Here is a 22,077-nt window from a genome sequence, read left to right on the forward strand (position 1 = left end):
TTACCCCCTACTTGATAGGATTGGGAATGAATGAAGGTCTTATTTTTGTTCGTTAAGACCTTTTTCCATCGCTTTCCACGCTAGTGTTGCACATTTAATACGCGCAGGAAATTTTGCTACACCTTGAAGTGCTTCAATATCTCCTAAATCTATACTATCATCATACTCTTTACCTTGCATCATGTCAGAGAAGATATGGGCCATTTTAAACGCTTTGTCTACTTCTTGACCTTTAATTGCTTGTGTCATCATTGAAGCTGATGACATTGAAATTGAACATCCTTCACCTTCGAACTTTGCATCCACCACTTTGCCGTCCTCTACTTTTAAAGAAAGTTCAATGCGGTCTCCACACGTCGGGTTATTCATATGAATGTTCACAGTATCTTCATTCAACGTTCCACGATTACGCGGATTTTTATAATGGTCCATAATTACTTGACGATAGAGAGTATCTAAATTATTAAAAGCCATTTGTAAAATACTCCTTCGTTTTTATTAATGATGATACCAATTTATCTACTTCTTCTTCCGTGTTATACAAATAGAAGCTTGCACGTGCAGTAGAAGATACGTTTAAATATTTCATCAGCGGCTGCGCACAGTGATGACCTGCACGAATCGCAATTCCATCAGCGTCTACTACTGTGGCAACGTCGTGCGGATGCACATCTTCAATATTGAACGTCACAACACCCGCTCGCTCTTTCGGTCCGTAAATCGTAATTCCATCTACTTGCGATAAGCGATCCAGTGCGTACTGCGCTAACTTGTGCTCATGTGCTTGAATATTATCTAAACCAACTTCTTCTAAGAAATCAATCGCTGCACCTAAACCAATTGCACCTGCAATGATTGGCGTACCTCCTTCAAATTTCCAAGGAAGCTCTTTCCACGTTGATTCGTATAGGTTTACGAAGTCAATCATTTCGCCGCCAAACTCGATTGGTTCCATTTTTTCAAGAAGCTCTTTCTTTCCATAAAGAGCGCCAATTCCAGTCGGTCCACCCATTTTATGTCCAGAGAAAGCAAAGAAATCACAGTCTAAATCTTGTACATCCACCTTCATGTGAGGCGTACTTTGCGCACCATCCACAACCATTACTGCACCGTTAGCATGTGCAATTTCCGCAATCTCTTTTACTGGGTTAATCGTTCCCAATACGTTAGATACTTGCATAATCGATACAATTTTGGTGTTGGACGTAATCGTGCTTTTTACCTCTTCTAGTGAAAGTGCATGATCTTCTGTTAATGAAATATATTTTAACGTTGCACCTGTTTCCTTGGCAACTTGCTGCCAAGGAATGATGTTACTGTGATGCTCCATATAAGTAATCACAATTTCATCACCAGGTTTGAGATTAGCACGGCCATAGCTTGCAGCTACTGTATTAAGAGCTGTCGTTGTACCGCGCGTAAAGATAATCTCTTCCGTTGATTTTGCATTAATAAACTTACGAACTTTTTCACGAGCGCCTTCGTATCCGTCTGTTGCTTTTGTACCAAGCGTGTGAACGCCTCGGTGTACGTTTGAGTTATATTCTTTATAATACTTCTCAATTGCTTCAATTACAGCAAGCGGCTTTTGTGAAGTTGCTGCACTGTCTAAATAAACGAGCGGGCTGCCATTTACCTCTTGGTCTAAAATAGGAAATTGTTTACGAATATCAGAGATATTCATTATCGAACTTTCCTTTCAATTAAATCTGTTAATTGCTTTTTAACCGTTTCGATTGGCAACTCGTTTACCACTGGTGCTAAGAACCCGTGAATAACTAGACGTTCTGCTTCTGTTTGCGGAATACCGCGGCTCATTAAGTAGTAAAGCTGAATTGGATCTACGCGTCCAACAGATGCAGCGTGTCCTGCTGTTACATCATCTTCATCAATTAGAAGAATTGGGTTTGCGTCTCCACGTGCTTTTTCACTTAACATTAACACACGAGATTCTTGCTCAGCGTTTGATTTAGATGCACCGTGTTCAATTTTACCGATACCGTTAAAGATTGAAGACGCGCTTTCTTTCATAACGCCGTGTTTTAAAATGTAGCCTTCAGAATGTTTTCCGAAGTGTACGATACTTGTTGTTAAGTTTTGAGACTGCTCTCCACGTCCAACTGTTACCGTTTTTGTATCTCCATATGAACCGTCGCCCATTAGATACGTTGTATTTTCTGAAACTGTATTTCCTTCACTCATTAAGCCTAAAGCCCACTCAATGCGACCATCTTTGCCCGCTACGCCGCGGCGGTTCACATAAGTAGTTGTACCTTTAGCTAAGTAGTCAACAGCTCCAAACGTTACTTTTGCATTGCTGTTAGCGAATACTTCCGTCACGATATTGACAACACCGTTTGACTCTTCAGCAGTAGCAATGTAGTTTTCTACATATGTTACTGAGCTGTTGTCTTCAGCTACAACAATCACATGGTTGAATAAAGCTGCTTCTTCATCTTCACGGACAAATACAGCTTGAAGAGGCTCTTGTACTTCTACATTTTTAGGAACGTATACAAATACACCGCCGTTTAATAACGCTGCGTTTAATGCAGTTAAACGGTGCTCATCTACTTTAACTCCGTCTTTCATGAAGTACTTCTCAACAAGGTCGCTATGCTCTTTAGCAGCTGTTTGAATATCTGTGAAGATAACGCCTTGAGACTTTAGCTCTTCTGTTAATGTTGAATATGCAGCTGTTTGGTCACGCTGAACATATAGATTTTTAACAGCTTCTGTATCAATCAATGCTTTAACCACTTCTGGAAGCTCGTCTACAGATGAGATTGTGCTTGCCTGTGAAGTGTGCTTGTCAAATGCAGTAAAGTTCCATTTCGAAATGTTTGTTTTATCTGGCTTTGGAAGTGCAAGATCTTCTGCTTTCGCAAGAGCTTGTAAGCGAAGATCTAGCAGCCAACTTGGTTCATTAGCTTCTTTTGAAAAGCTGCTGATGTACTCTTGATCAAATGGTAATTTCGTATCAATAGTCATAGAGATCCTCCTAACTCTTAAGCTTCTTGCTCTACAGTTTCGTCTTCAATACCTAATTCTTGTTTGATCCAGTCATAACCTTCTGCCTCTAGACGCTGTGCCAATTCTGGTCCGCCTGATTTTACAACGCGACCTTGCATCATAACGTGAACTTTATCTGGTGTAATGTAGTTTAATAAACGTTGGTAGTGAGTAATCATTAAGCAACCAAACTCGCTGCCGCGCAGTTCATTAATACCTTTTGATACAACTTTTAACGCATCGATATCTAAACCAGAATCGATTTCATCTAAAATTGCAATTCCTGGTTGAAGCATCATTAATTGAAGAATTTCATTACGCTTCTTCTCACCGCCAGAGAAACCTTCGTTTAGGTAACGCTGAGCCATGTCTTGATCCATTTCTAAGAAATCCATGTTTTTGTCTAATTGACGGATGAATTTCATTAGTGAAATTTCTTCGCCTTCTTCACGACGAGCATTAATTGCTGAACGTAAGAAGTCAGCATTTGTTACCCCGCTGATTTCACTTGGATATTGCATAGCTAAGAATAGACCTGCACGAGCGCGCTCATCTACTTCCATCTCAAGTACATCTTCGCCGTCTAGCGTGATGCTTCCTTGTGTAACCTCGTATTTAGGATGTCCCATGATTGCTGAAGATAATGTTGATTTACCAGTACCGTTTGGTCCCATGATTGCATGGATTTCGCCGCCCTTAACTTCTAAATTAACACCTTTTAAAATTTCTTTACCTTCAATTGCAACATGAAGATCTTTAATTGTTAAAGTTGACCCTGCCATATTAAAACCTCCAGTTATAGACGTATATAGTAAAAAACGATATACCTATATCTTTTTAATTATTCTCATTTTATTCTCATTACAATCTTATAACAAATGAAAACTTATAGCAACCTTTTGACCCAAAAGGTTTTAAACCATTATGTACGTTTTTTCAGACTAAATTCAATCATAAAAAAGTTGCCTTAAAAGACTCTGCGGAGCCTTCTAAGACAAGCTTTTTTTACGTGTTATATTTACTTAGTGCGTGTGGCTAGTCAGTTCTGAAATACACTCTTGGACAAGCGTAACGGACTGACTCATCGCTGCGCCTCCGCCAAATGCTGCTGACACTCCGCATGCTTCTAAAATTTCTTGCTCAGTTGCACCTTGATCAATGCAGCCTTTTGTATGATAAATCATACAGTACTCGTCTTGAGCTACTACGCTGATTCCTAACGCGATCAACTGCTTTTCTTTTTTAGAAAGAGAACCTTCTCCAAAACATGCTTCAGTAAACGCATTAAACGTTTTTGTTACTTCCGGCAATTTTTCGCTAAATTTCCCAACACCCATTTTATAATCATGAAGTGCTTGCTCAGTTGAATGACGTGCTTCTTGCTGCATAACGTCAGCTCCCATCATCAGTAAAGTTTTCACGGTTAGTATGCGTGAGAAAAATAAGAGTTATTCGTTTTCCCACATACAAAAAAAGCACTTGCCCAGACTGGGCAAGCGCTTTTCTTCTATTATTTATTTACCGGCAGTACTCCGCCTTTGTATTTTTCTTTAATGTAGTCTTGAATTTCTTTAGAGTGAAGAACTTTCACTAAAGCTTTCACTGTATCTTTATTTTCGTCGCCTTTGTGAACCGTAATGATGTTTGCATAAGGGTTATTTTCTTTGCTTTCCACTGCGATTGGATCTTTTACTGGATCTAAACCAGCATCGATAGCATAGTTAGCATTGATAACAACAGCGTCACCTTCATTATTTTTGTACATCTGAGGTAGCAATCCGCCTTCAACATCGGCTTTAAATTTTAAATTCTTCGGGTTTTCTACGATATCTTTAATTTGTGCATCTGTTTTCTTTACGCCTGGTTTTAATTTGATTACGCCAGCTTTTTCAAAAATCGATAAAATACGTCCTTGCTCTGCTACTGCATCACGCATAATAACTGTGCCATTTTTCGGAAGATCTTTTAAGCTTTTGTATTTTTTAGAGTAGATACCGATTGGTTCAATGTGAATGGCACCGGCACTTACAAAATCATACCCTTTTTCACCCTTGTGATCTTTTAGCACTGAATTCATATAAGGAACGTGCTGGAAGTAGTTTGCATCAATTTCATTGTTTGCAAGAGCTGTGTTCGGTAAGATGTAATCTTGGAATTTTTTAATTTCCAAGTCGATTCCCTGTTTTTCTAAAATCGGTTTTGCTTGTTCTAAAATTTCAGCATGAGGCGTATTAGAGGCACCCACAACAATTTTCTTTTCATCTTTTGATCCATTGTTAGATCCACACGCAGCTAATCCTACTACTAGCGCAGATGTTAATGCTATAGCCGAAAGCCATTTTTTCATAATAAATAATCCTCCCTTTATCTTTTATCAATTTTTGCAGTAATCGCATCTCCAATAAGTTGGATAATAAATACAATAATCAAAATTAAGATCGTAGCAGCTAGCGTTACATCATTATGACTGCGCTGGAATCCTTCTAAATATGCAAGATTACCAAGACCTCCAGCTCCAATCACACCCGCCATTGCCGTATAGCCGACTAACGCAATCGTCGTCACCGTCAAACCAGAAATTAACGCTGGCAGCGATTCAGGTAACAGCACTTTAAAGATAATAGTGCTTGTTGTTGCTCCCATTGATTTAGCAGCTTCAATAACACCTTTATCAATTTCGCGCAGACCAATTTCTACAAGACGCGCATAAAATGGTGCTGCTCCAACAATTAAAGCAGGTAACGCTGCATTAGCGCCTAAAATACTCCCTACCAATGCTTTGGTAAATGGAATCAGTAAAACAATTAAAATAATGAATGGAATGGAACGAAAGATATTTACAACTGCTGACACAATGGCATATAAAGGTTTGTTTTGCCAAAGCTGTCCTTTGGACGTTAAAAATAAAAGCAAGCCCAATAAAATACCTAGAACAAACGTGGCTATAACTGAAATAGCCGTCATATATAGTGTTTCATTTGTCGCTTGAATAAAATCATCTAAAATAACGTTTGGAAATAGTTTCTCAAGCATTTGTCATTACCTCCACTTCTACCTGCTGCTCATGAATGTATGCAATGACTTTTTCAACTTCTGTTAATTCTCCGTCTAAATGAACGAACAACGTTCCGTATGAACCTGTTTGTGTATGCGAAATCTTTCCTTGCAAAATATTAATCGTTACATCAAACTGTTTTAAAATCGTTGTAATGAGCGGTTGCTCTGCTTTTCCGCCAACAAACGTCAGCTGAATAATTTGCCCGCTTGGATACAGCTCTTTTACTTGTTCAATTGTTTCAAACGTTTCTTCTGGTTCAGAAATTTGTTGAACGAATCGCTTTGTAATCGGCTGCTTAGGTTTTCTGAATACTTCTAACACCTGTCCTTCTTCTACCACTGCCCCATTTTCCATAACGGCTACTCGATGACAAATTTTACGAATAACGTGCATTTCATGAGTAATGAGTACAATGGTTAACCCTAGCTTCTCATTAATATCTACTAACAGATCTAAAATGGAATCTGTCGTTTGAGGATCAAGCGCTGATGTTGCTTCATCACACAGCAATACTTTTGGGTTATTGGCTAGCGCTCGAGCAATACCAACACGCTGCTTCTGTCCACCGCTAAGCTGGGATGGATAAGCATTTTCACGCCCTTCAAGCCCGACTAGCTTGATAAGCTCGTCTACTCGTTTCATTCTTTTTTCTTTTGAGATCCCTGCTATTTCTAACGGAAAGGCAATATTTTCTCGCACCGTACGCGACCACAAGATATTAAAGTGCTGAAATACCATACTAATTTCTTGTCTAGCTTTTCTGAGTTTTCCGCCTTTAATTTTTCCAATATCATTACCTGCTACTTCGACCGTTCCTGTCGTTGGTGTTTCTAACCCGTTTAGCAAGCGAATTAAAGAACTTTTCCCCGCTCCGCTGTAACCAATGATTCCGTAAATTTCGCCTTGGTTAACGGTTAGATTCACATTATCAACAGCTGTTACTTGACCGCTTTTAGCCTGATAAATTTTTGTAACGCCTGTTAATGTAATCATATTTCTTCACCTTCTTTAGTAAAAACTTAATTATGTTAGGTTGCCCTATAGGATAAAAAAGCCGTAAAACAATTTTCCCCATTAAAAAAGCCTCTCTGCGCATGACAGAAAGGCTCGATATTTAATCCTTTCTCTCATCTTTCAAAGCGCATAGCTTTGCAGGAATTGGCACCATTTCAGTTAGTCTGACGGTTGCCGGGTTTCACAGGGCTCAGTCCCTCCACCTCTCTTGATAAGAGTTCGCAACAATTATTTTGTTTTTAGGAAATATTCATTCATTTATGAACATTCATGAGTGTGATTTTAGCATGTGTCAGATAGGCTGTCAACAGATTTTGTTCTTGGGATAATATCCCAAGATTTCAACAGCCCCAACGGTTTGCTCTCGTTCCATTTCTTCATTTTAAACAAACGTTTGATTATCGAAGCTCTTCAAGTACGTGCTCGATGGAATGAAAGGCATAGAGTTTTTTTACCATTTCGCCATTTTTCACTTCAATCAAACAAGGTACACTTTCAATTGAAAATGCTTCTGCTTTTGAAGGCATATAATTTAAATTGCTCATTCCGATGGTCACACCGGGCAGCATCGCTTCTGCTACGGTTAACATTTTTTTTGCCAGCTGACATGTCCCGCAAAAAGGGGTATGGAAAAAGATAAACGCTCTTTGTCCTTCTTTTAACTGATCGTCAAGCTGTTTTTCACTCCATTCTTGCATGTTGCTCATTCCTTTTATGTTAAAAATTCTGCATTAACATCGATATTGGCACTCAGTAATACTGTTGCTATGTGATGTCTAGGGGCGGCAGCAACCTCTCGGTACATTTTATCAATATATAGATGCTCTGCTTCCGGAAGCTCTCGTTTAAATTGTTTTCTCAGCTTATTCCCTGAATCATCAGAGTCAACGAGTATGTATACCTCTTTGTTAAACGTACAGTCAATAATTTCATCCAGCTTTGATAAACTAATCGTACCGTTTGTACAGATAATTTCAATTGGTTCTCGAATGATATCTTGAATACGCTTTTTATCTGATTTTCCTTCGACAATAATTACTTTTTCAATTTCAATTAGCCCCATTTTCATCACCCATAATCGTCAGTTGTATAGTAACATCATTTCTTTATGCTATACAATATTCGTTAATGTATCACAGTTCACCTGTTTTTTAAAAGAAATTTGCAAGAAAGAACTCTTTTAAAAGGCAGTTTAGGCCATATTGTTTCCATAAAACAAGAAAAACAGCGGCAGTTGCCACTGTTTAGCACCATCCTGCTTCTTCGTCGCAGTCTGTATATTTTTGCGTTTCACCTTGTTTTTGTACGTCCGCGTATTGATAGAACTTATTATTTTCTTGCGAATATCCTTCTTCAAAACGGTATTCATTGCCGCTTGTTCCGTAACTAACTTCACCAATTGGCTGCTTATCAACATATAATTTCATACCGCCGTCATGAAATTTAGCTGTAACGCGATCTGTAACGTCCATTTTTTGTTTTTCAAACATAAAAAGACACTCCTTTAGCTTGTTTACTAATAGAGTGTCCAGTCAAAAACTTTTCATAAAGACAATTTATGGAGGAATATTATCCTTCGTTTGTCATTTCTTCGTATTGCTCTGCTGTCATTAGCTTGTCTACTTGAGAAGCATCGGATGGTTTGATTGTAATCATCCATGCTTCTTCGTATGGAGATTCATTAACAAGCTCAGGGCTATCGCTTAAGTTGTCGTTTACTGCTACAACTTCACCGCTAATTGGTGCATAAAGCTCAGAAACTGTTTTTACTGATTCAACGCTGCCAAACGGCTCGTCAGCTTCTACTGTTGCTCCTACTTCTGGCAGTTCAACGAATACGATGTCTCCAAGCTCAGCTTGAGCGAAATGTGTAATACCTACGCGGACAACGTCTCCTTCTGTTTTTACCCATTCATGCTCTTCAGAATAACGCAAATCTTTTGGTGTACTCATCTTAATCCCTCCAAAATATGTATCTTAATTTGTTTATATAAAAAGCGCCTTCAACGTGGAGAACACTTTCTACAACCTAAAATAACTTCCTATTAACAGTGTAACGTAAAAGGTAAAAATTTTCTATTTGAAAACTTACTTCCACACGTCCTCAAACTGCTCTTCTTTGAAACCAAGCGTTACTTTTTGTCCATCTGTTAGCAGCGGACGCTTAATTAACATGCCATCTGACGCAAGAATCGACAGAAGTTCATCTTCACTCGCACTGCTTACTTTATCTTTAAGCTCTAGTTCCCGATATTTTTTACCGCTTGTATTAAAGAATTTTTTTAATTCCAAGCCGCTGTTCTGATAATAAGATTGCAGCTGCTCTTTTGTTGGCGGGTTTTCTACAATATGAATTTCTTCATACGCTACTCCGTTATCATCCAGCCACTTCTTTGCTTTTCGGCACGTACCACACTTTGGATATGAATAAAAAAATAATGACATTTCGTCAACCACCCTTTATTTTAAGCTTTTTTCGTATTTTAACACATCCTTTATCATTTACCTAGATAGAGGCTTCTTAAACAAAAAGGAGCTCGTAAAACGAGCTCCTTTTTCCTTAAACTGTGAACTTCTCTACTTCTAGAAGTGTTTTTGCAATCTCGCGCTTTACACTAATTACATTAATTGGTGTATAGCGAGTTAATTTGCGAAGAGACGAAAGCATGACTCTAAGCGTATCACCTTGTTCAACGCCAATTAACGTTTCTTTTGCATCTGCTTCGATTCGATTAAATGCTTCTTGGCAGAATACTTGCGTGTATTTTACTTTTAAGCTGTTTTGATCTGCTCCTGTTTTGGAAATGGCTTTTTCAGTACGTAAAACAGTGGATTCCATTGCATATACGTTACTAATCATATCGGAAATATTAACGAGAATTTCTTGTTCTTTCTCTAATTCTTTGCCATACTTTTGTGCAGCTAATCCCAAAAGCAAGAGCGCAATTTTCTTCCCGTTTTGCACAAGCATTTTTTCTTGATCTAACGGCTCATTTCCTACTTCCTGCGGCATAAGCATCATCAATTCTTCTTGAAGCGTTTGTGCTTTTTGAAGCAGTGGAAGCTCTCCTTTTAGCGCTTTGCGTAAATATGTGCCTGGTACTAAAAGACGGTTAATCTCATTTGTTCCTTCAAAAATACGATTAATGCGAGAATCGCGATACAGACGCTCAATTTCATACTCACTCATAAAACCGTAGCCTCCGTGAAGCTGCACGCCTTCATCTACAATGTAGTCAAGAGCTTCCGTGGCAAACACTTTATTTAGTGAACATTCGATAGCATATTCAGCAATGGAAGCAGCAATTTGCTTTCCGTCTTTTTGCTGTTCTTCTGAAAGCTGGCCCATATGGTCTTCAAAAAGTCCTACCGTACGATAGACAGAGCTTTCAGTTGCATACAATTTAGAAGCCATTGTTGCTAATTTTTCTTGAGTTAATGAAAATTTAGCGATTGGCGTTTTAAACTGCTGACGCTGGTTAACATATTGAGACGTAATTTCTAACGCACGTTTCCCTGCTCCAACTGCTCCAACTCCAAGTTTGTAGCGCCCAATATTTAAAATGTTAAAGGCAATCACATGGCCTTTTCCAACTTCACCTAGCACGTTCTCTTTTGGAACAAGCGCATCTTCAAGAATCAACGTTCTGGTTGATGAGCTCTTGATTCCCATTTTCTTCTCTTCCGGTCCAACCGAAACACCTGGAAATTCGCGTTCAACGATAAAAGCAGAAAATTTATCGCCATCAATTTTTGCGTACACGACGAATACATCAGCAAATCCGGCATTCGTAATCCACTGCTTTTCTCCATTTAACACATAGTGTGTGCCTTCTGCGTTAAGGCGAGCTGTTGTGCGAGCACCGAGGGCATCGGAACCAGAACCAGGTTCTGTTAACGCATATGCTGCTATTTTTTCCCCGACTGCTAAAGCAGGTAAATATGCTTGTTTTTGCTCTTCTGTTCCAAATAAGACGATTGGCAATGACCCAATCCCTACGTGAGCACCGTGCGTGATGGAAAATCCGCCTGCTCGAGACATTTTTTCAGCAATTAAAGCCGAGGTAATCTTATCTAAACCGAGTCCACCGTATTCTTCCGGTACATCTGCACCAAGTAACCCTAATTCACCAGCTTGTTTTAATAACTTTACAGAACGGTCAAACTCATGCTTTTCTAAATATTCCACTTGCGGAAGGACTTCATTTTCTACAAACTCATCTGTCGTCTTGGCAATCATCTTTTGTTCAGATGTATAATCCTCCGGTGTGTAGACGCGGCTTGCATCGCCTTCCTCAATTAAAAAGCTTCCACCTTTGATCATTTGTTTTGTTTTATTTGACATGTTCATATCCCCCTTTGAAATGATTATGCTAACAATTCAAATACACCAGCAGCTCCCATTCCTCCACCAATACACATCGTGACAATTCCAAACTGCTCATTTCGACGCTGCATTTCGTGCATTAAGCTAAGAGTCAGCTTAGCTCCGGTACAGCCTAATGGATGACCTAAAGCAATAGCGCCTCCGTTTACATTTACTTTATCTTCATTAATATTTAATTCACGAATAACGCCAAGTGCTTGAGAAGCAAATGCTTCATTTAATTCAAATAATCCAATATCAGAAAGCTCCAGGCCTGCTAGTTTAAGAGCTTTAGGGATGGCAGCTACCGGTCCAATCCCCATTACTTCAGGCGGAACTCCCCCAACTGCAAATGAGCGAAACTTAAGCAAAGGCTTCAAGCCTTCTGCTTCAGCTTGTTCTTTATCCATTAGAAAAACGGATGCAGCTCCGTCACTTGTCTGCGAAGAGTTTCCAGCTGTTACGGATCCTTTAATCGAAAAAGCTGGACGAAGTTTCCCTAATACGTCCGCAGTTGTCCCAGGACGAACTCCTTCATCTTGAGAGAACATCAGCTTTTGTTCACGCAGCTTATTGTTTTCATCAATTTTCCGAAGCGTCACTTCCACCGGAACAATTTCGTCGTTAAACTTCCCTTCTTGAAGTGCTTTTGCTGCTTTTTGATGGCTGCGTACAGCAAACGCATCCTGGTCTTCACGTGAAATGCCGTATTTCATCGCTACTTGTTCTGCTGTATGTCCCATGCCCATATAATATTCCGGCGCATTTTCAACCAGCTGAACATTCGGACGGGCTACGTTTCCAAACATCGGAACAAAACTCATTGATTCTGCTCCTCCAGCTAACACTGCTTTGGCTTGCCCTAGCATAATTCGTTCTGCACCGTAGGCAATACTTTGCAAACCTGATGAGCAATAACGATTAATCGTTATTGCTGGCACCGTATAAGGCAAACCCGCAAGAGCGCCAATATTTCGAGCCATATTCAAACCTTGTTCTGCTTCAGGCATCGCACAACCAATAATTAAATCATCAATTGGTCCTTCGTATCCGCCTGCTCGGCGAAGAGTTTCTTTAACCGCGATGGCTCCCAAATCATCAGGTCTAACACTTGCCAGTGAACCTTTTTTTGCTTTTCCGACCGGTGTCCTAGCACCTGCTACAATAACTGCTTCTCTCATTTTTTCTCCCCCTTAATTACGCAGTGGTTTTCCTTTAACTAACATGTGCTGCATACGTTCTTGAGACTTCGCTTCTCCAACAAGGCTTAAAAATGCTTCTCTCTCTAAGTCCAGCAAATACTCTTCATCAACTTCCGAACCAAACGCTACACGTCCTCCGGCTAACACAAATGCTAACTTACTAGCAATTTTATAATCATGTTCTGATATATATCCTGAATATTTCATGGATTGAGCTCCTAGCAGCAACGTTGCATATCCTGTTTCTCCAACCACAGGAATTTTAGTTCTTACAGGTGGTTTATAGCCTGTGTCATGTAAAGCAAGGACTGAGTTCTTCGCATCATTCAGCAAATGATCTCCGTTTACGCTGATAGCATCATGGCGGTTTAAAAAGTTTAGCTGTCTAGCTTCTGCAGCAGAAGCAGATACTTTTGCAGTAGCAATTGTTTCAAATGTTTTATTGGCAATTTGCTGAAGATCAAGCGTTACACCGTTCGGTAAACCATTTAGCTGTTTGATATAAAGCTCCTTATTACCTCCTCCACCAGGAATGAGTCCAACTCCTACTTCTACAAGGCCCATGTAAGTTTCAGCAGAAGCTTGGATTTTAGCTGACGGTAAGCAAATTTCTGCTCCTCCTCCGAGAGTCATCGCAAATGGAGCTGCAACAACCGGCTTTTCATTGTATTTCACCTTCATCATTGCCTGTTGAAATTGTTTAATGACAAATTCAATTTCAAAATAATTGTCATCTTGTGCTTCCATTAAAATCATAGCTAAGTTAGCGCCAACGCAGAAATTTTTCCCTTGATTTCCTATGACCAGTCCTTTATAGTTCTTATTCACTTCTTCAAGAGACTGATTTAATAAGCTAATAATATCTAGCCCGATTGCATTGTTAGGAGAAGTGAACTGCAGGCACGCCACATCATCTCCTAAATCAATTAAACTCGCTCCGCTGTTTTTTAAAATGACATTATTTTGAGAACGTAAAGATGACAGGTGAATCACCTTTTTATTTTCTTTTACCGCTTTATACTCTTCATCTTCATAGTAAAGCGTTTGACCTTCCATCTCTTTATAGAAGCTTGTAAATCCATTTTCCTGCATTTGTTTTACCCACTGCGGAATTGCTAAACCGGACTGCTCCATCTTCTCAATTGACTTTTCTAAACCAATTGCATCCCACGTCTCAAAAGGACCCATTTTCCAGCCAAATCCCCACTTCATAGCTTGATCAATGGCCACGATATCGTCGGCGATTTCATTTTTTAACTGTGCTGCATATACAAGAACGGGACTGATCACATTCCAAAGAAGATGTCCGGCACGATCATCAGAATATATAAGCGCTTTCATTTTATTTTGCAGCCCTTTTGCCTGCTTGCTTAATTCGGTAGAAGCTGTTTTTAACTTTTTTCTCTCAACGTATTGAAGTGTACTAGGATCAAGTTCTAAAATTTCCTTGCCTTTCTTTAAAAAGAAGCCTTGCCCCGACTTGCTTCCCAGCCAGCCATTTTCCTGCATTTGTCTCATAAATAAAGGCACATCAAACACTTCTTTTTCTTTGCCTTCTACTTTGTCAAATACATTGTTGGCCACATGAATAAATGTGTCTAGTCCCACTACGTCTAACGTTCGAAACGTTGCGCTTTTTGGTCTTCCAATTAAAGGGCCCGTCACAGAGTCAACTTCTCCCACGCTGTAATTACCTTTTAACATTTCTTGAACGGTCACAAGTAAACCGTACGTACCGATACGGTTGGCGATAAAGTTAGGCGTATCTTTTGCAATAACTACTCCTTTACCTAATACATCTTCACCAAACGTTTTCATATATTCAACAATTTCTGATTTTGTGTCATGAGTTGGAATGATTTCTAATAACTTTAAATAACGCGGTGGATTAAAAAAGTGCGTTCCTAAAAAATGCGCTTTAAAATCTTCTGAGCGTCCTTTAGCCATTTCGTGGATCGATATTCCCGAAGTATTTGAACTTACGATACTTCCTTTTTTTCGTACACTATCAATTTTTTCAAACAACTGCTGTTTAATCTCAAGACGTTCGACTACTACTTCAATAATCCAATCACAGTCGCTTAACTGCTGTAAATGATCTTCAAGATTTCCTGGCGTAATTAACGATAGTGACAACTTAGACGTTAAAGGCGCCGGTTTTTGCTTCGTTAATTTAGCTAGAGCAGTTGTACTCAACCGATTTCTCACTTGCCTATCTTCAAGCGTTAACTGTTTTTTTTCCTCGTCTGCTGTTAATGAAGTTGGAGCCACGTCTAGCAAAAGCGTTGGAATTCCTACATTCGCTAAATGAGCTGCAATTCCAGAGCCCATAACTCCTGAACCTAAAACGGCGGCTTTTTTTATCTTCATAATTATCCCCACATCCCCTTTAATATATTGAATGAATGGTCATTCATTTTATGCGTAAAAAAAGAGAGTCACTGTTAATCTCTATTTTTACTATAAAACATTTTTTAAATTTTCGCAATATATTAACAATATTATCTCTAACTATTTTTAATGTGTTTGGTTATCTTAATACACAGGAGGTGATTTTGTGAGCAAATTAAAGAAAGATCCATCGTCAGCAGGCGTAAGCGCAGCAAGCGTTAAAGGAAATGCTGGACCGGTCAATGAACCGCACGGCCGCGGCAAAAAGACATCTCAAAACCAACAGTATACCAAGCATAATACCCAAGGACATTAACCTCAAAATCGAACATGAGTAATCGAATCATGTTCGATTTTTGATTATTTCTTACTTTGTCATCACGACCATTTCATTATTATTTTTTTACGATTCCTTTTAAGACAAATGCGACGTTTGCAGGTCTTTCTGCAAGGCGCCTCATAAAATACCCATACCAGTCCGTTCCGTAAGGAACATACACTCTCATTTTATATTGTTCTGCTACGAGCTGAACTTGCCTTTCTGATCGAATGCCGTATAGCATCTGAAATTCAAACTGATTCATTGAAATTCCATGCTTTTTAACAAACTCTTTTGTATACTGAATGATTCGTTCATCGTGAGTAGCAACTGCTGTATAGTGACCGTTTAATAAGTGAAGTCCAATGATGTTTTGAAAGTTTTCGTCCACGTCTTCTTTATCAGGAAACGCCACGTCTGCTGCTTCTTTGTACGCCCCTTTCACTAACCTTAATTTAGGAGCATAAGCATCTAATTCACGGATGTCACTTTCTGTTCGATATAAGTATGCTTGAAGCACCGTCCCTACGTGTTCATACTCATTTTTTAATTGTTTAAATAGCTTAATCGTCTTGCTGCATCGCTTATAGTCCTCCATATCAATCGTCACAAATACGCTATATTTTTCCGCTTCTTCAAGAATACGCCGCATATGATGAAGCGCCAAATCTTCTGAAATATCCAATCCCATAGACGTTAATTTTAAAGAAATTTCTGAATCTAATCTTTCTTTGTGTATAAGGCGAATGGCCTTTATGCATTGAGCTGCAGCATGATCCACTTCAGCTTCACTTTCCACAAACTCGCCAAGATAATCAATCGTTACTTTTAATCCCTGTTCATTTAGCTTTTTTATCACACTAACAGCTTCATCGATGGTTTCCCCTGCAACAAACCTTGCTGCTCCAAAACGTAAGCCATAGCGCTTAGCCAGCTTTGTTAACTTTTTGCTTTTTGATAACAATAAAAAAAAGTTTCTTATCGTTTGTTCCAAAGCAACCCCCCGCCTTCACTTGTCATACACCTCACAAATTTTATTTAATTATCATTAATTTTACCATTTTTCAAACTAGATAGGCACCCTTTATTAACGTATGCACACAAAACCAAAACGCGACCGGGAGCTTTTGGATAAAAAAACATCCATCAGCTTCGTGATGAATGTTTTTATTCTGGTTTTCGCTGTGACGCTCGATGCGCTTCATTCAGCTCTTTGATTTCCTTTACAATCTCGACCATTTCCGCTTTTGCTTCTGGATATAATTGATTCCAATGCTTGGTTAAAGGCGGCATGGATTTTGAGATATGGTTGTAAAGTGCCCACATTTTTACTTTTTCTTGTAGCTGCTCGTCACTTTCACCGACCATTAGTTCTGTATACTTTTCAATCAAACCGTCGAATTGCTCTTGAAAGGTTTTATTCATGCACAATCACTCCTTTCTTTGGTTTACAAATAACCGGACACGTTTGACAATAAGTCTCTTTAGCTCCTGTTTGGTAAGACAAACAGCACGTTTGCCGAACCCTTATCTCCTGCTTTTGCTTTTCTACATATGGAGGAGGTGAACTGTACCGAGCAAGCGGATTATGATGATATGAACCAAAGTGATGACCCTCAGCTTCTTCTATCACATATCGTAAATTCTTTTGCACTTGCATGTTGTCTATTTCTTCATTTGCTAAAAGCAAATCATAAAGCCAGTGGATATAAACAGCTACGTTTTCCCACAGCGTCAGCTTCGAGATTTTTGTCACTTTACGCAGCGATGACCATATCGGCTCAATGTGATGAGCAAACAATTCATCAAGAAGTTCGTCAAGAAGAATTTTCCGATTGTCCTCTGTTACTTCTTTCGTCTCAATTTCTGAGATAAACACTTTTGGGAGCCACATCGTTTCAGCGTCTTCTGTATGCAAAGAAACATTTTTAGTCGATGCGTTTATCTTTTTTTGAAACACAATAAATGAATACAAAGCCGCCACCACAACAAAGCTATACCGCTTCGCTAACATGGAAGCAGCTGCTCTCAAGTTAGCAGCCTTCATCGTCTGTTGAATCCATAGCAGCTGCACCCTCAGCGTGCTTTCATCCATGCAGCTGGAGGGAGACAACCTGTACAGCGAGTTATCTTTAAACGTACAGCGGAATTTTTCTGCTAACTCGCTTTGCTCTTTCTTATTGAGCATGCTGCGTTTCAACGCGCAGCTTATTCACAATACATCGTCCGCGCCCATGAGGAATACAAAGAGGCGTTCCAAATAACGGATCCACCGTCACTTCACAGTTCATATTAAAGACTCGCTGTACTAAATCACAGTTAATGACTTCTTCTGGTCTTCCCTGTGCATAGATTTTTTTATCTTGAAGCGCCACAATATGATGAGCATAGCGGCAGGCTAAGTTTAAATCATGCAGCACCATTACGATGGTACGATTTTCTTTTTCATTCAGTTCAAACAACAAGTCCAAGATCTCAATTTGATGCGTCATATCTAAATACGTTGTCGGTTCATCAAGTAAAATAATATCCGTATCTTGTGCTAATGTCATGGCAATCCATGCGCGCTGACGCTGTCCTCCAGAAAGCGAATCAACTTGACGATCAGCCAAGTCTGCTAACCCTGTTGCTTCGAGTGCATTTTGTACTTTTTCTTCATCTTCTTGAGACCACTGACGGAACCAATTTTGATACGGATAGCGCCCTTGTTTAACAAGCTGAAGCACGGTCAACCCTTCAGGTGCAACAGGACCTTGCGGAAGGATTGCTAGCTGCTTTGCAATTTCCTTTGTCGGAAGAGAGGAAATTTTAGAGCCTTCTAGTAAAATAGAGCCGGCATGTGGCTTTAATAATCTTGCTAGTGAACGCAGCAGCGTAGATTTTCCGCATCCATTACTGCCGATAAAAACCGTAATCTCACCCTTTGGGATGGTAACGTCAAGCTCATCTATAATCATCGCTTCTCCATATGATAATGTTAGCGATTTTGTTTCTAACGAATGCATGCGAATCGCTCCTTCTACAAAGAATGCTATACGTTTCTTTGTTTGTATAGTAAATAAATGAAGTACGGTGCGCCAATTGCAGCTGTAAATACACCTGCTGGCACTTCGATTGGCAAGAAAAATGTTCGGCCAATTAAATCTGCTGCTGTGATTAAGATTGCTCCGATCAATGCCGATAGCGGTATTAAAGCTCCGAATGAAGAACCTACCAGCTTTCGGGCAATATGTGGAGCAAGCAATCCTACAAAGCTAATTCCACCGGCAAATGCAACGGCGCTTCCTGTTAAAGCTGTACTCATCAGCAATAGTGCCAAACGATTTTTTTGAACGCGACTTCCAACGTTAGTCGCAATTTCTTCACCTAATTCTTGAACATTTAAATTTCGAATCATTAAAATCGTGATTATAACCAGCCCTATTGTAACAGGAACTAGTATGGAAACACTGGCCCAATTTGAGCCATACACCGTTCCTGTGATCCAAATATTTGCCTGACTGGCGCGATAGATAGGACCCATAATCATAAACAGCGTGGTCATAGCTTTCGTTAACGCTGTTAATCCAATTCCTATTAATACTAGTGTAATAGGAGAGACGCCATTTTTCCAGGCAAACACATAAAGTAAAAGCGCCACTGCCACTGCACCTAAAAATGCGCTAACAGGCATCCAATTAATACTTACGGTTAACGAGTTGCTTTTATCACTAAATAGTGTCAAAAATAACACTACACCAACTGACGCTCCTCCTGTTAATCCAATTAAGTCTGGTGAAGCAAGCGGATTTCTCACAAGCCCCTGCAAGATAGCGCCTGCAATAGCTAGGCAAATACCGGCACAAATGGCAACAATAATGCGTGGAAGTCTAAAAGATGTAACAACTAATCGCTCAAACTCCAATCCATGACCTGCTAAAATTTTAATCACACGAAGTGGATTAATAAATAAGTCACCCGTACCTGCACTCAATAAAAAGAGAGCAACAAGTGCAGCTGAAAATCCAATAATGATCAGAGCTGCTTTTATGTTAACCAAAAATGAAATTCTCTTTAAGCGAAGAGATAAGTATGTTTTCATGACGCCTTTGCTCCTTTCCTTGCCATATAGATAAAGAAAGGTGTACCAATAACAGCAGTCATGACTCCAACAGGGATTTCTTGAGGCATAATGACATACCTGGCCGCAACATCGGCTAATAAAATTAAGATGCCTCCGGCAACCGCACTATAGGGAAATACCCAACGATAATCTTGTCCTACAATTGTTCTTACAACATGCGGAACAATAATTCCGACAAAGCTAATCGGACCGGCTACTGCAACGGCTCCACCAGCTAAAATGGCAATAATGATGCCGCTTATAATTTTGATAAGAATCGTTCTTTGACCTAATCCTTTAGCTACATCTTCACCAATCGTTAAAATATTAATTTTTGAAGCGATAAAAAACGTGACAATGATTGCTGGTACTATGTAAGGGAGTATGCCATACAGCATTTCCACCTTGCGTCCTTGCACAGATCCAGCCAGCCAAAAGAGAACTTGATCAAGCGAAGATTCATCCACAGCCAGCAGTCCTTGTGTTAAAGAAGAGAAAAAGGCTGCAATAGCCGCTCCTGCGAGCGTCAATTTAATAGGCGTTAATCCTTCTTTTCCGAGGGACCCAAGAAAATAGACAACCACTACGGTTAATGCCGCTCCTACAAATGCAATCCATGTAAAAGCTTGAAGTGAATTGACCGAAAAAATCATCACTGCAACAACAATAAAAAAGCTGGCCCCAGCGTTCACACCGATAATATCCGGTGAAGCAAGTGGGTTTTTCGTTAACGCCTGCATCATTGCTCCTGCAATTCCTAAACAAATACCTACCACAGCACCGATTATAGCGCGCGGCAATCGAATATTTTGAATAACTATGTGCTCATTCGAACCGTTAAACGCTTGAAAAGCTTCAAATGCTGTCTTGATACTTGTATCTGTGTATCCGAGTACGATACTTAATCCAATACAGATTAAAAGCAGCATGATTCCAATGATGAGCCCCATTACTTTCATTTGAACACTGCGTAGCATCATTTTCATTGCTCTCCTCTAAGATGATTCCTATATATCTAACCTTTAGTTTAGGAAACATTGAAAAAAGTGTCAATGATTTTGAGAATCATTTTCAATTTTTAATTGACACCGCTTAAAAGTTAGAATATTATCTTAATTGTTAATGAAAATCATTATCACTTAAGAGGAGGAAGAGATGTGAATACATATTCTAAAGGCAAGTTGTCATATTTGTTATCCATTCTTACCATTATGACACTGCTTGTGCTGGCAGCCTGCGGTAATTCGAACAGCGCTGACGATGATAAAAAAGAAAAAACTGAGGGTTCTGGCGAAACTTATACAGTAAAACATGCAATGGATAAAACAGAGATTAAAGGAACACCTAAACGAGTTGTCGTTTTAACAAACGAAGGTACTGAGGCTCTTCTTGCAATGGGTGTAAAGCCTGTTGGTGCTGTTCAATCATGGTTAGGAAATCCGTGGTACGACCATATTAAAGGTCAGATGAAAGGCGTTAAAAGTGTGGGTACAGAAAGTGAGCCAAGCTTAGAAGCAATCGCTGCTTTAAAACCTGACTTGATTATCGGAAATAAAATGCGTCAAGAAAAAGTATACGACCAGCTTAGTCAAATTGCTCCGACTGTATTTTCTGAAGAGCTGCGCGGAGACTGGAAATCAAACTTTAAGCTATATGCAAAAGCTGTAAATAAAGAAGAAAAAGGTAAAGAAGTATTAGCTGACTATGACAATCGCGTAGCAGATTTAAAGAAACGCCTTGGAGATCAGTTAAAACAAAAAATCTCAGTTGTACGCTTTACAGCTGGAGACGTTCGTATTTATCATAAAGATTCATTCTCAGGCGTTATTTTAGACCAGCTTGGATTTGCTCGACCTGAGTCTCAAGACAAGGATGATTTTGCTGAAATGAATGCAACAAAAGAACGCATTCCGGCAATGGACGGCGATCAGCTATTCTACTTCTCTTATGAAACGGGAGACGGCGAAGCAACAAAGCTTGAAAAAGAATGGATAAACGATCCGCTTTTCAAAAAGTTAAAAGTGGCTCAAGAAGACCATGTTCATAAAGTAGATGATGCTACGTGGAATACAGCAGGCGGTGTGTTAGCAGCTAATATCGTACTTGATGATATTGAAAAAATCTTCTTAGATAAAAAACAATAATAATATGAAAGAAAGAGCTTCGACGAATCGAAGCTCTTTTTGCATGTATAATGTATTTCCTTTCATCGCACACTAACCGTGGTCTCACTTTATTAAATAGGAGTGGTGAAAATGAATTCAAAAAAACAGCCTAAAAAGCAGCCTGATACAAATGAAATGGCTGACCGTCAGTTCGAAACAGAAGATTATAACCGACAAGATGCACTCTCACAAGGTCTAGCAGAAACACATGAGCAAGTAAGCGACGCCTATCAAGAAGGATCATTTGAAGATACAGATCGTTAATAAAAAAAGAGCTGACTTAAAGTCAGCTCTTTTTTATTTTGAATGCTGCCATGCCGTTTTAGGCAATGACATGGCCATCCACTGCTGGCGCTTTGATTTATCAATCGTTACTTTCTTTGCTTTAATTCCTTGTTGAATCAGCTGTTTCATTAGTTTATCAATTGACTTCATCGCTATTCACCTC

At 39.4% G+C, this 22,077-nt stretch carries 26 protein-coding genes and 1 riboswitch; of the genes, 3 read left to right on the forward strand and 23 right to left on the reverse strand.

Going from position 1 to position 22,077, the window contains the following annotated elements; genetic code table 11:
- Positions 1-39: 39 nt before the first annotated feature.
- The 16 genes from sufU to MMB69_RS21935 form a co-directional block, all read right to left on the reverse strand.
- On the reverse strand, positions 40-474 hold the full coding sequence (sufU, locus tag MMB69_RS21860) for a Fe-S cluster assembly sulfur transfer protein SufU (RefSeq protein ID WP_013085338.1): 435 nt from the start codon (positions 472-474) through the stop codon (positions 40-42).
- Positions 464-1,684: a cysteine desulfurase gene (locus MMB69_RS21865; RefSeq protein ID WP_014457888.1), complete on the reverse strand. Its 1,221-nt coding sequence runs from the start codon at positions 1,682-1,684 to the stop codon at positions 464-466. Before MMB69_RS21865 ends, sufU begins: the two co-directional genes overlap by 11 nt.
- On the reverse strand, positions 1,684-2,991 hold the full coding sequence (gene sufD / locus MMB69_RS21870) for a Fe-S cluster assembly protein SufD (protein ID WP_014457887.1): 1,308 nt from the start codon (positions 2,989-2,991) through the stop codon (positions 1,684-1,686). The genes MMB69_RS21865 and sufD overlap by 1 nt, the downstream gene beginning before the upstream one ends.
- 17 nt (positions 2,992-3,008) lie before the next feature.
- Positions 3,009-3,794: a Fe-S cluster assembly ATPase SufC gene (sufC, locus tag MMB69_RS21875; protein ID WP_013059647.1), complete on the reverse strand. Its 786-nt coding sequence runs from the start codon at positions 3,792-3,794 to the stop codon at positions 3,009-3,011.
- Between the two features lie 240 nt (positions 3,795-4,034).
- Positions 4,035-4,400 carry a carboxymuconolactone decarboxylase family protein gene (locus MMB69_RS21880; RefSeq protein ID WP_013059648.1) on the reverse strand — a complete coding sequence of 122 codons (366 nt, stop codon included), beginning with the start codon at positions 4,398-4,400 and terminating at the stop codon, positions 4,035-4,037.
- Between the two features lie 122 nt (positions 4,401-4,522).
- Complete coding sequence (locus MMB69_RS21885) at positions 4,523-5,359, reverse strand: MetQ/NlpA family ABC transporter substrate-binding protein (protein ID WP_221812507.1); 837 nt, start codon at positions 5,357-5,359, stop codon at positions 4,523-4,525.
- A 17-nt stretch (positions 5,360-5,376) separates the two neighbouring features.
- Positions 5,377-6,045 (reverse strand): methionine ABC transporter permease, encoded by a 669-nt coding sequence (locus tag MMB69_RS21890; protein WP_013085342.1) that lies wholly within the window; start codon positions 6,043-6,045, stop codon positions 5,377-5,379.
- Positions 6,038-7,063 carry a methionine ABC transporter ATP-binding protein gene (locus MMB69_RS21895; RefSeq protein WP_277448442.1) on the reverse strand — a complete coding sequence of 342 codons (1,026 nt, stop codon included), beginning with the start codon at positions 7,061-7,063 and terminating at the stop codon, positions 6,038-6,040. Before MMB69_RS21895 ends, MMB69_RS21890 begins: the two co-directional genes overlap by 8 nt.
- Positions 7,064-7,194: 131 nt before the next feature.
- Positions 7,195-7,302, reverse strand: a riboswitch (SAM riboswitch).
- A 180-nt stretch (positions 7,303-7,482) separates the two neighbouring features.
- Positions 7,483-7,782 carry a thioredoxin family protein gene (locus MMB69_RS21900; protein WP_277448443.1) on the reverse strand — a complete coding sequence of 100 codons (300 nt, stop codon included), beginning with the start codon at positions 7,780-7,782 and terminating at the stop codon, positions 7,483-7,485.
- Between the two features lie 14 nt (positions 7,783-7,796).
- Positions 7,797-8,147, reverse strand: coding sequence for a toprim domain-containing protein (locus MMB69_RS21905; protein WP_025752660.1), 351 nt, complete (start codon positions 8,145-8,147; stop codon positions 7,797-7,799).
- 181 nt (positions 8,148-8,328) lie between these two features.
- Positions 8,329-8,574 carry a YusG family protein gene (locus tag MMB69_RS21910; RefSeq protein ID WP_014457881.1) on the reverse strand — a complete coding sequence of 82 codons (246 nt, stop codon included), beginning with the start codon at positions 8,572-8,574 and terminating at the stop codon, positions 8,329-8,331.
- A 79-nt stretch (positions 8,575-8,653) separates the two neighbouring features.
- Entirely contained in the window at positions 8,654-9,037 is a 384-nt protein-coding gene (gene gcvH, locus MMB69_RS21915; RefSeq protein WP_013059655.1) for a glycine cleavage system protein GcvH, read from the reverse strand.
- A 135-nt stretch (positions 9,038-9,172) separates the two neighbouring features.
- Positions 9,173-9,529: an arsenate reductase family protein gene (locus tag MMB69_RS21920; RefSeq protein ID WP_221785802.1), complete on the reverse strand. Its 357-nt coding sequence runs from the start codon at positions 9,527-9,529 to the stop codon at positions 9,173-9,175.
- Positions 9,530-9,644: 115 nt separating this feature from the next.
- Positions 9,645-11,429: an acyl-CoA dehydrogenase family protein gene (locus MMB69_RS21925; RefSeq protein ID WP_221785803.1), complete on the reverse strand. Its 1,785-nt coding sequence runs from the start codon at positions 11,427-11,429 to the stop codon at positions 9,645-9,647.
- Between the two features lie 23 nt (positions 11,430-11,452).
- Positions 11,453-12,631, reverse strand: coding sequence for an acetyl-CoA C-acetyltransferase (locus tag MMB69_RS21930; RefSeq protein ID WP_014457877.1), 1,179 nt, complete (start codon positions 12,629-12,631; stop codon positions 11,453-11,455).
- Between the two features lie 12 nt (positions 12,632-12,643).
- Positions 12,644-15,025: a 3-hydroxyacyl-CoA dehydrogenase/enoyl-CoA hydratase family protein gene (locus tag MMB69_RS21935; RefSeq protein ID WP_277448500.1), complete on the reverse strand. Its 2,382-nt coding sequence runs from the start codon at positions 15,023-15,025 to the stop codon at positions 12,644-12,646.
- A 184-nt stretch (positions 15,026-15,209) separates the two neighbouring features.
- On the opposite strand from MMB69_RS21935, the gene MMB69_RS21940 reads away from it, so the two are divergent.
- Positions 15,210-15,359 carry a YuzL family protein gene (locus MMB69_RS21940; protein ID WP_013059660.1) on the forward strand — a complete coding sequence of 50 codons (150 nt, stop codon included), beginning with the start codon at positions 15,210-15,212 and terminating at the stop codon, positions 15,357-15,359.
- A 79-nt stretch (positions 15,360-15,438) separates the two neighbouring features.
- Here the strand turns inward: MMB69_RS21940 and MMB69_RS21945 are convergent, their stop codons facing one another.
- The 6 genes from MMB69_RS21945 to MMB69_RS21970 all read right to left on the reverse strand — a co-directional run bounded on the left by MMB69_RS21945 (position 15,439) and on the right by MMB69_RS21970 (position 20,444).
- A complete protein-coding gene (locus MMB69_RS21945) occupies positions 15,439-16,356 on the reverse strand; it encodes a proline dehydrogenase family protein (RefSeq protein WP_221785804.1) in 918 nt (305 codons plus the stop codon).
- A 173-nt stretch (positions 16,357-16,529) separates the two neighbouring features.
- Positions 16,530-16,787, reverse strand: coding sequence for a YusU family protein (locus MMB69_RS21950; RefSeq protein WP_028409614.1), 258 nt, complete (start codon positions 16,785-16,787; stop codon positions 16,530-16,532).
- Positions 16,780-17,550: an IucA/IucC family C-terminal-domain containing protein gene (locus MMB69_RS21955; protein ID WP_221785805.1), complete on the reverse strand. Its 771-nt coding sequence runs from the start codon at positions 17,548-17,550 to the stop codon at positions 16,780-16,782. The genes MMB69_RS21950 and MMB69_RS21955 overlap by 8 nt, the downstream gene beginning before the upstream one ends.
- Complete coding sequence (locus MMB69_RS21960; protein ID WP_013059664.1) at positions 17,540-18,367, reverse strand: ABC transporter ATP-binding protein; 828 nt, start codon at positions 18,365-18,367, stop codon at positions 17,540-17,542. Before MMB69_RS21960 ends, MMB69_RS21955 begins: the two co-directional genes overlap by 11 nt.
- Before the next feature lie 26 nt (positions 18,368-18,393).
- Positions 18,394-19,443 carry a FecCD family ABC transporter permease gene (locus tag MMB69_RS21965; protein WP_013059665.1) on the reverse strand — a complete coding sequence of 350 codons (1,050 nt, stop codon included), beginning with the start codon at positions 19,441-19,443 and terminating at the stop codon, positions 18,394-18,396.
- The gene (locus MMB69_RS21970; RefSeq protein ID WP_277448445.1) at positions 19,440-20,444 is read right to left on the reverse strand and encodes a FecCD family ABC transporter permease; all 1,005 of its coding nucleotides are present in this window, start codon (positions 20,442-20,444) and stop codon (positions 19,440-19,442) included. The genes MMB69_RS21965 and MMB69_RS21970 overlap by 4 nt, the downstream gene beginning before the upstream one ends.
- 177 nt (positions 20,445-20,621) lie before the next feature.
- Here MMB69_RS21970 and MMB69_RS21975 point away from each other — a divergent pair, with 177 nt between their 5' ends.
- Positions 20,622-21,608 (forward strand): ABC transporter substrate-binding protein, encoded by a 987-nt coding sequence (locus MMB69_RS21975; protein ID WP_269870862.1) that lies wholly within the window; start codon positions 20,622-20,624, stop codon positions 21,606-21,608.
- Positions 21,609-21,719: 111 nt separating this feature from the next.
- Entirely contained in the window at positions 21,720-21,893 is a 174-nt protein-coding gene (locus MMB69_RS21980; protein ID WP_013085357.1) for a YozQ family protein, read from the forward strand.
- A 33-nt stretch (positions 21,894-21,926) separates the two neighbouring features.
- Here the strand turns inward: MMB69_RS21980 and MMB69_RS21985 are convergent, their stop codons facing one another.
- Entirely contained in the window at positions 21,927-22,064 is a 138-nt protein-coding gene (locus MMB69_RS21985) for a hypothetical protein (RefSeq protein WP_192997141.1), read from the reverse strand.
- Positions 22,065-22,077 lie beyond the last annotated feature (13 nt).

The sequence above is a fragment of the Priestia sp. P5 genome, assembly GCF_029522155.1.
GTDB classification, from domain to species: domain Bacteria; phylum Bacillota; class Bacilli; order Bacillales; family Bacillaceae_H; genus Priestia; species Priestia megaterium_E.

What these genes read in the sequence shown, in the direction of transcription:
- sufU (WP_013085338.1), bottom strand. Translation starts at nt 474, where the DNA reads ATGGCTTTTAATAATTTAGATACTCTCTATCGTCAAGTAATTATGGAC.
- MMB69_RS21865 (WP_014457888.1), bottom strand. Translation starts at nt 1,684, where the DNA reads ATGAATATCTCTGATATTCGTAAACAATTTCCTATTTTAGACCAAGAG.
- sufD (WP_014457887.1), bottom strand. Translation starts at nt 2,991, where the DNA reads ATGACTATTGATACGAAATTACCATTTGATCAAGAGTACATCAGCAGC.
- sufC (WP_013059647.1), bottom strand. Translation starts at nt 3,794, where the DNA reads ATGGCAGGGTCAACTTTAACAATTAAAGATCTTCATGTTGCAATTGAA.
- MMB69_RS21880 (WP_013059648.1), bottom strand. Translation starts at nt 4,400, where the DNA reads ATGCAGCAAGAAGCACGTCATTCAACTGAGCAAGCACTTCATGATTAT.
- MMB69_RS21885 (WP_221812507.1), bottom strand. Translation starts at nt 5,359, where the DNA reads ATGAAAAAATGGCTTTCGGCTATAGCATTAACATCTGCGCTAGTAGTA.
- MMB69_RS21890 (WP_013085342.1), bottom strand. Translation starts at nt 6,045, where the DNA reads ATGCTTGAGAAACTATTTCCAAACGTTATTTTAGATGATTTTATTCAA.
- MMB69_RS21895 (WP_277448442.1), bottom strand. Translation starts at nt 7,063, where the DNA reads ATGATTACATTAACAGGCGTTACAAAAATTTATCAGGCTAAAAGCGGT.
- MMB69_RS21900 (WP_277448443.1), bottom strand. Translation starts at nt 7,782, where the DNA reads ATGCAAGAATGGAGTGAAAAACAGCTTGACGATCAGTTAAAAGAAGGA.
- MMB69_RS21905 (WP_025752660.1), bottom strand. Translation starts at nt 8,147, where the DNA reads ATGGGGCTAATTGAAATTGAAAAAGTAATTATTGTCGAAGGAAAATCA.
- MMB69_RS21910 (WP_014457881.1), bottom strand. Translation starts at nt 8,574, where the DNA reads ATGTTTGAAAAACAAAAAATGGACGTTACAGATCGCGTTACAGCTAAA.
- gcvH (WP_013059655.1), bottom strand. Translation starts at nt 9,037, where the DNA reads ATGAGTACACCAAAAGATTTGCGTTATTCTGAAGAGCATGAATGGGTA.
- MMB69_RS21920 (WP_221785802.1), bottom strand. Translation starts at nt 9,529, where the DNA reads ATGTCATTATTTTTTTATTCATATCCAAAGTGTGGTACGTGCCGAAAA.
- MMB69_RS21925 (WP_221785803.1), bottom strand. Translation starts at nt 11,429, where the DNA reads ATGTCAAATAAAACAAAACAAATGATCAAAGGTGGAAGCTTTTTAATT.
- MMB69_RS21930 (WP_014457877.1), bottom strand. Translation starts at nt 12,631, where the DNA reads ATGAGAGAAGCAGTTATTGTAGCAGGTGCTAGGACACCGGTCGGAAAA.
- MMB69_RS21950 (WP_028409614.1), bottom strand. Translation starts at nt 16,787, where the DNA reads ATGAATAAAACCTTTCAAGAGCAATTCGACGGTTTGATTGAAAAGTAT.
- MMB69_RS21955 (WP_221785805.1), bottom strand. Translation starts at nt 17,550, where the DNA reads ATGCTCAATAAGAAAGAGCAAAGCGAGTTAGCAGAAAAATTCCGCTGT.
- MMB69_RS21960 (WP_013059664.1), bottom strand. Translation starts at nt 18,367, where the DNA reads ATGCATTCGTTAGAAACAAAATCGCTAACATTATCATATGGAGAAGCG.
- MMB69_RS21965 (WP_013059665.1), bottom strand. Translation starts at nt 19,443, where the DNA reads ATGAAAACATACTTATCTCTTCGCTTAAAGAGAATTTCATTTTTGGTT.
- MMB69_RS21970 (WP_277448445.1), bottom strand. Translation starts at nt 20,444, where the DNA reads ATGATGCTACGCAGTGTTCAAATGAAAGTAATGGGGCTCATCATTGGA.
- MMB69_RS21980 (WP_013085357.1), top strand. Translation starts at nt 21,720, where the DNA reads ATGAATTCAAAAAAACAGCCTAAAAAGCAGCCTGATACAAATGAAATG.
- MMB69_RS21985 (WP_192997141.1), bottom strand. Translation starts at nt 22,064, where the DNA reads ATGAAGTCAATTGATAAACTAATGAAACAGCTGATTCAACAAGGAATT.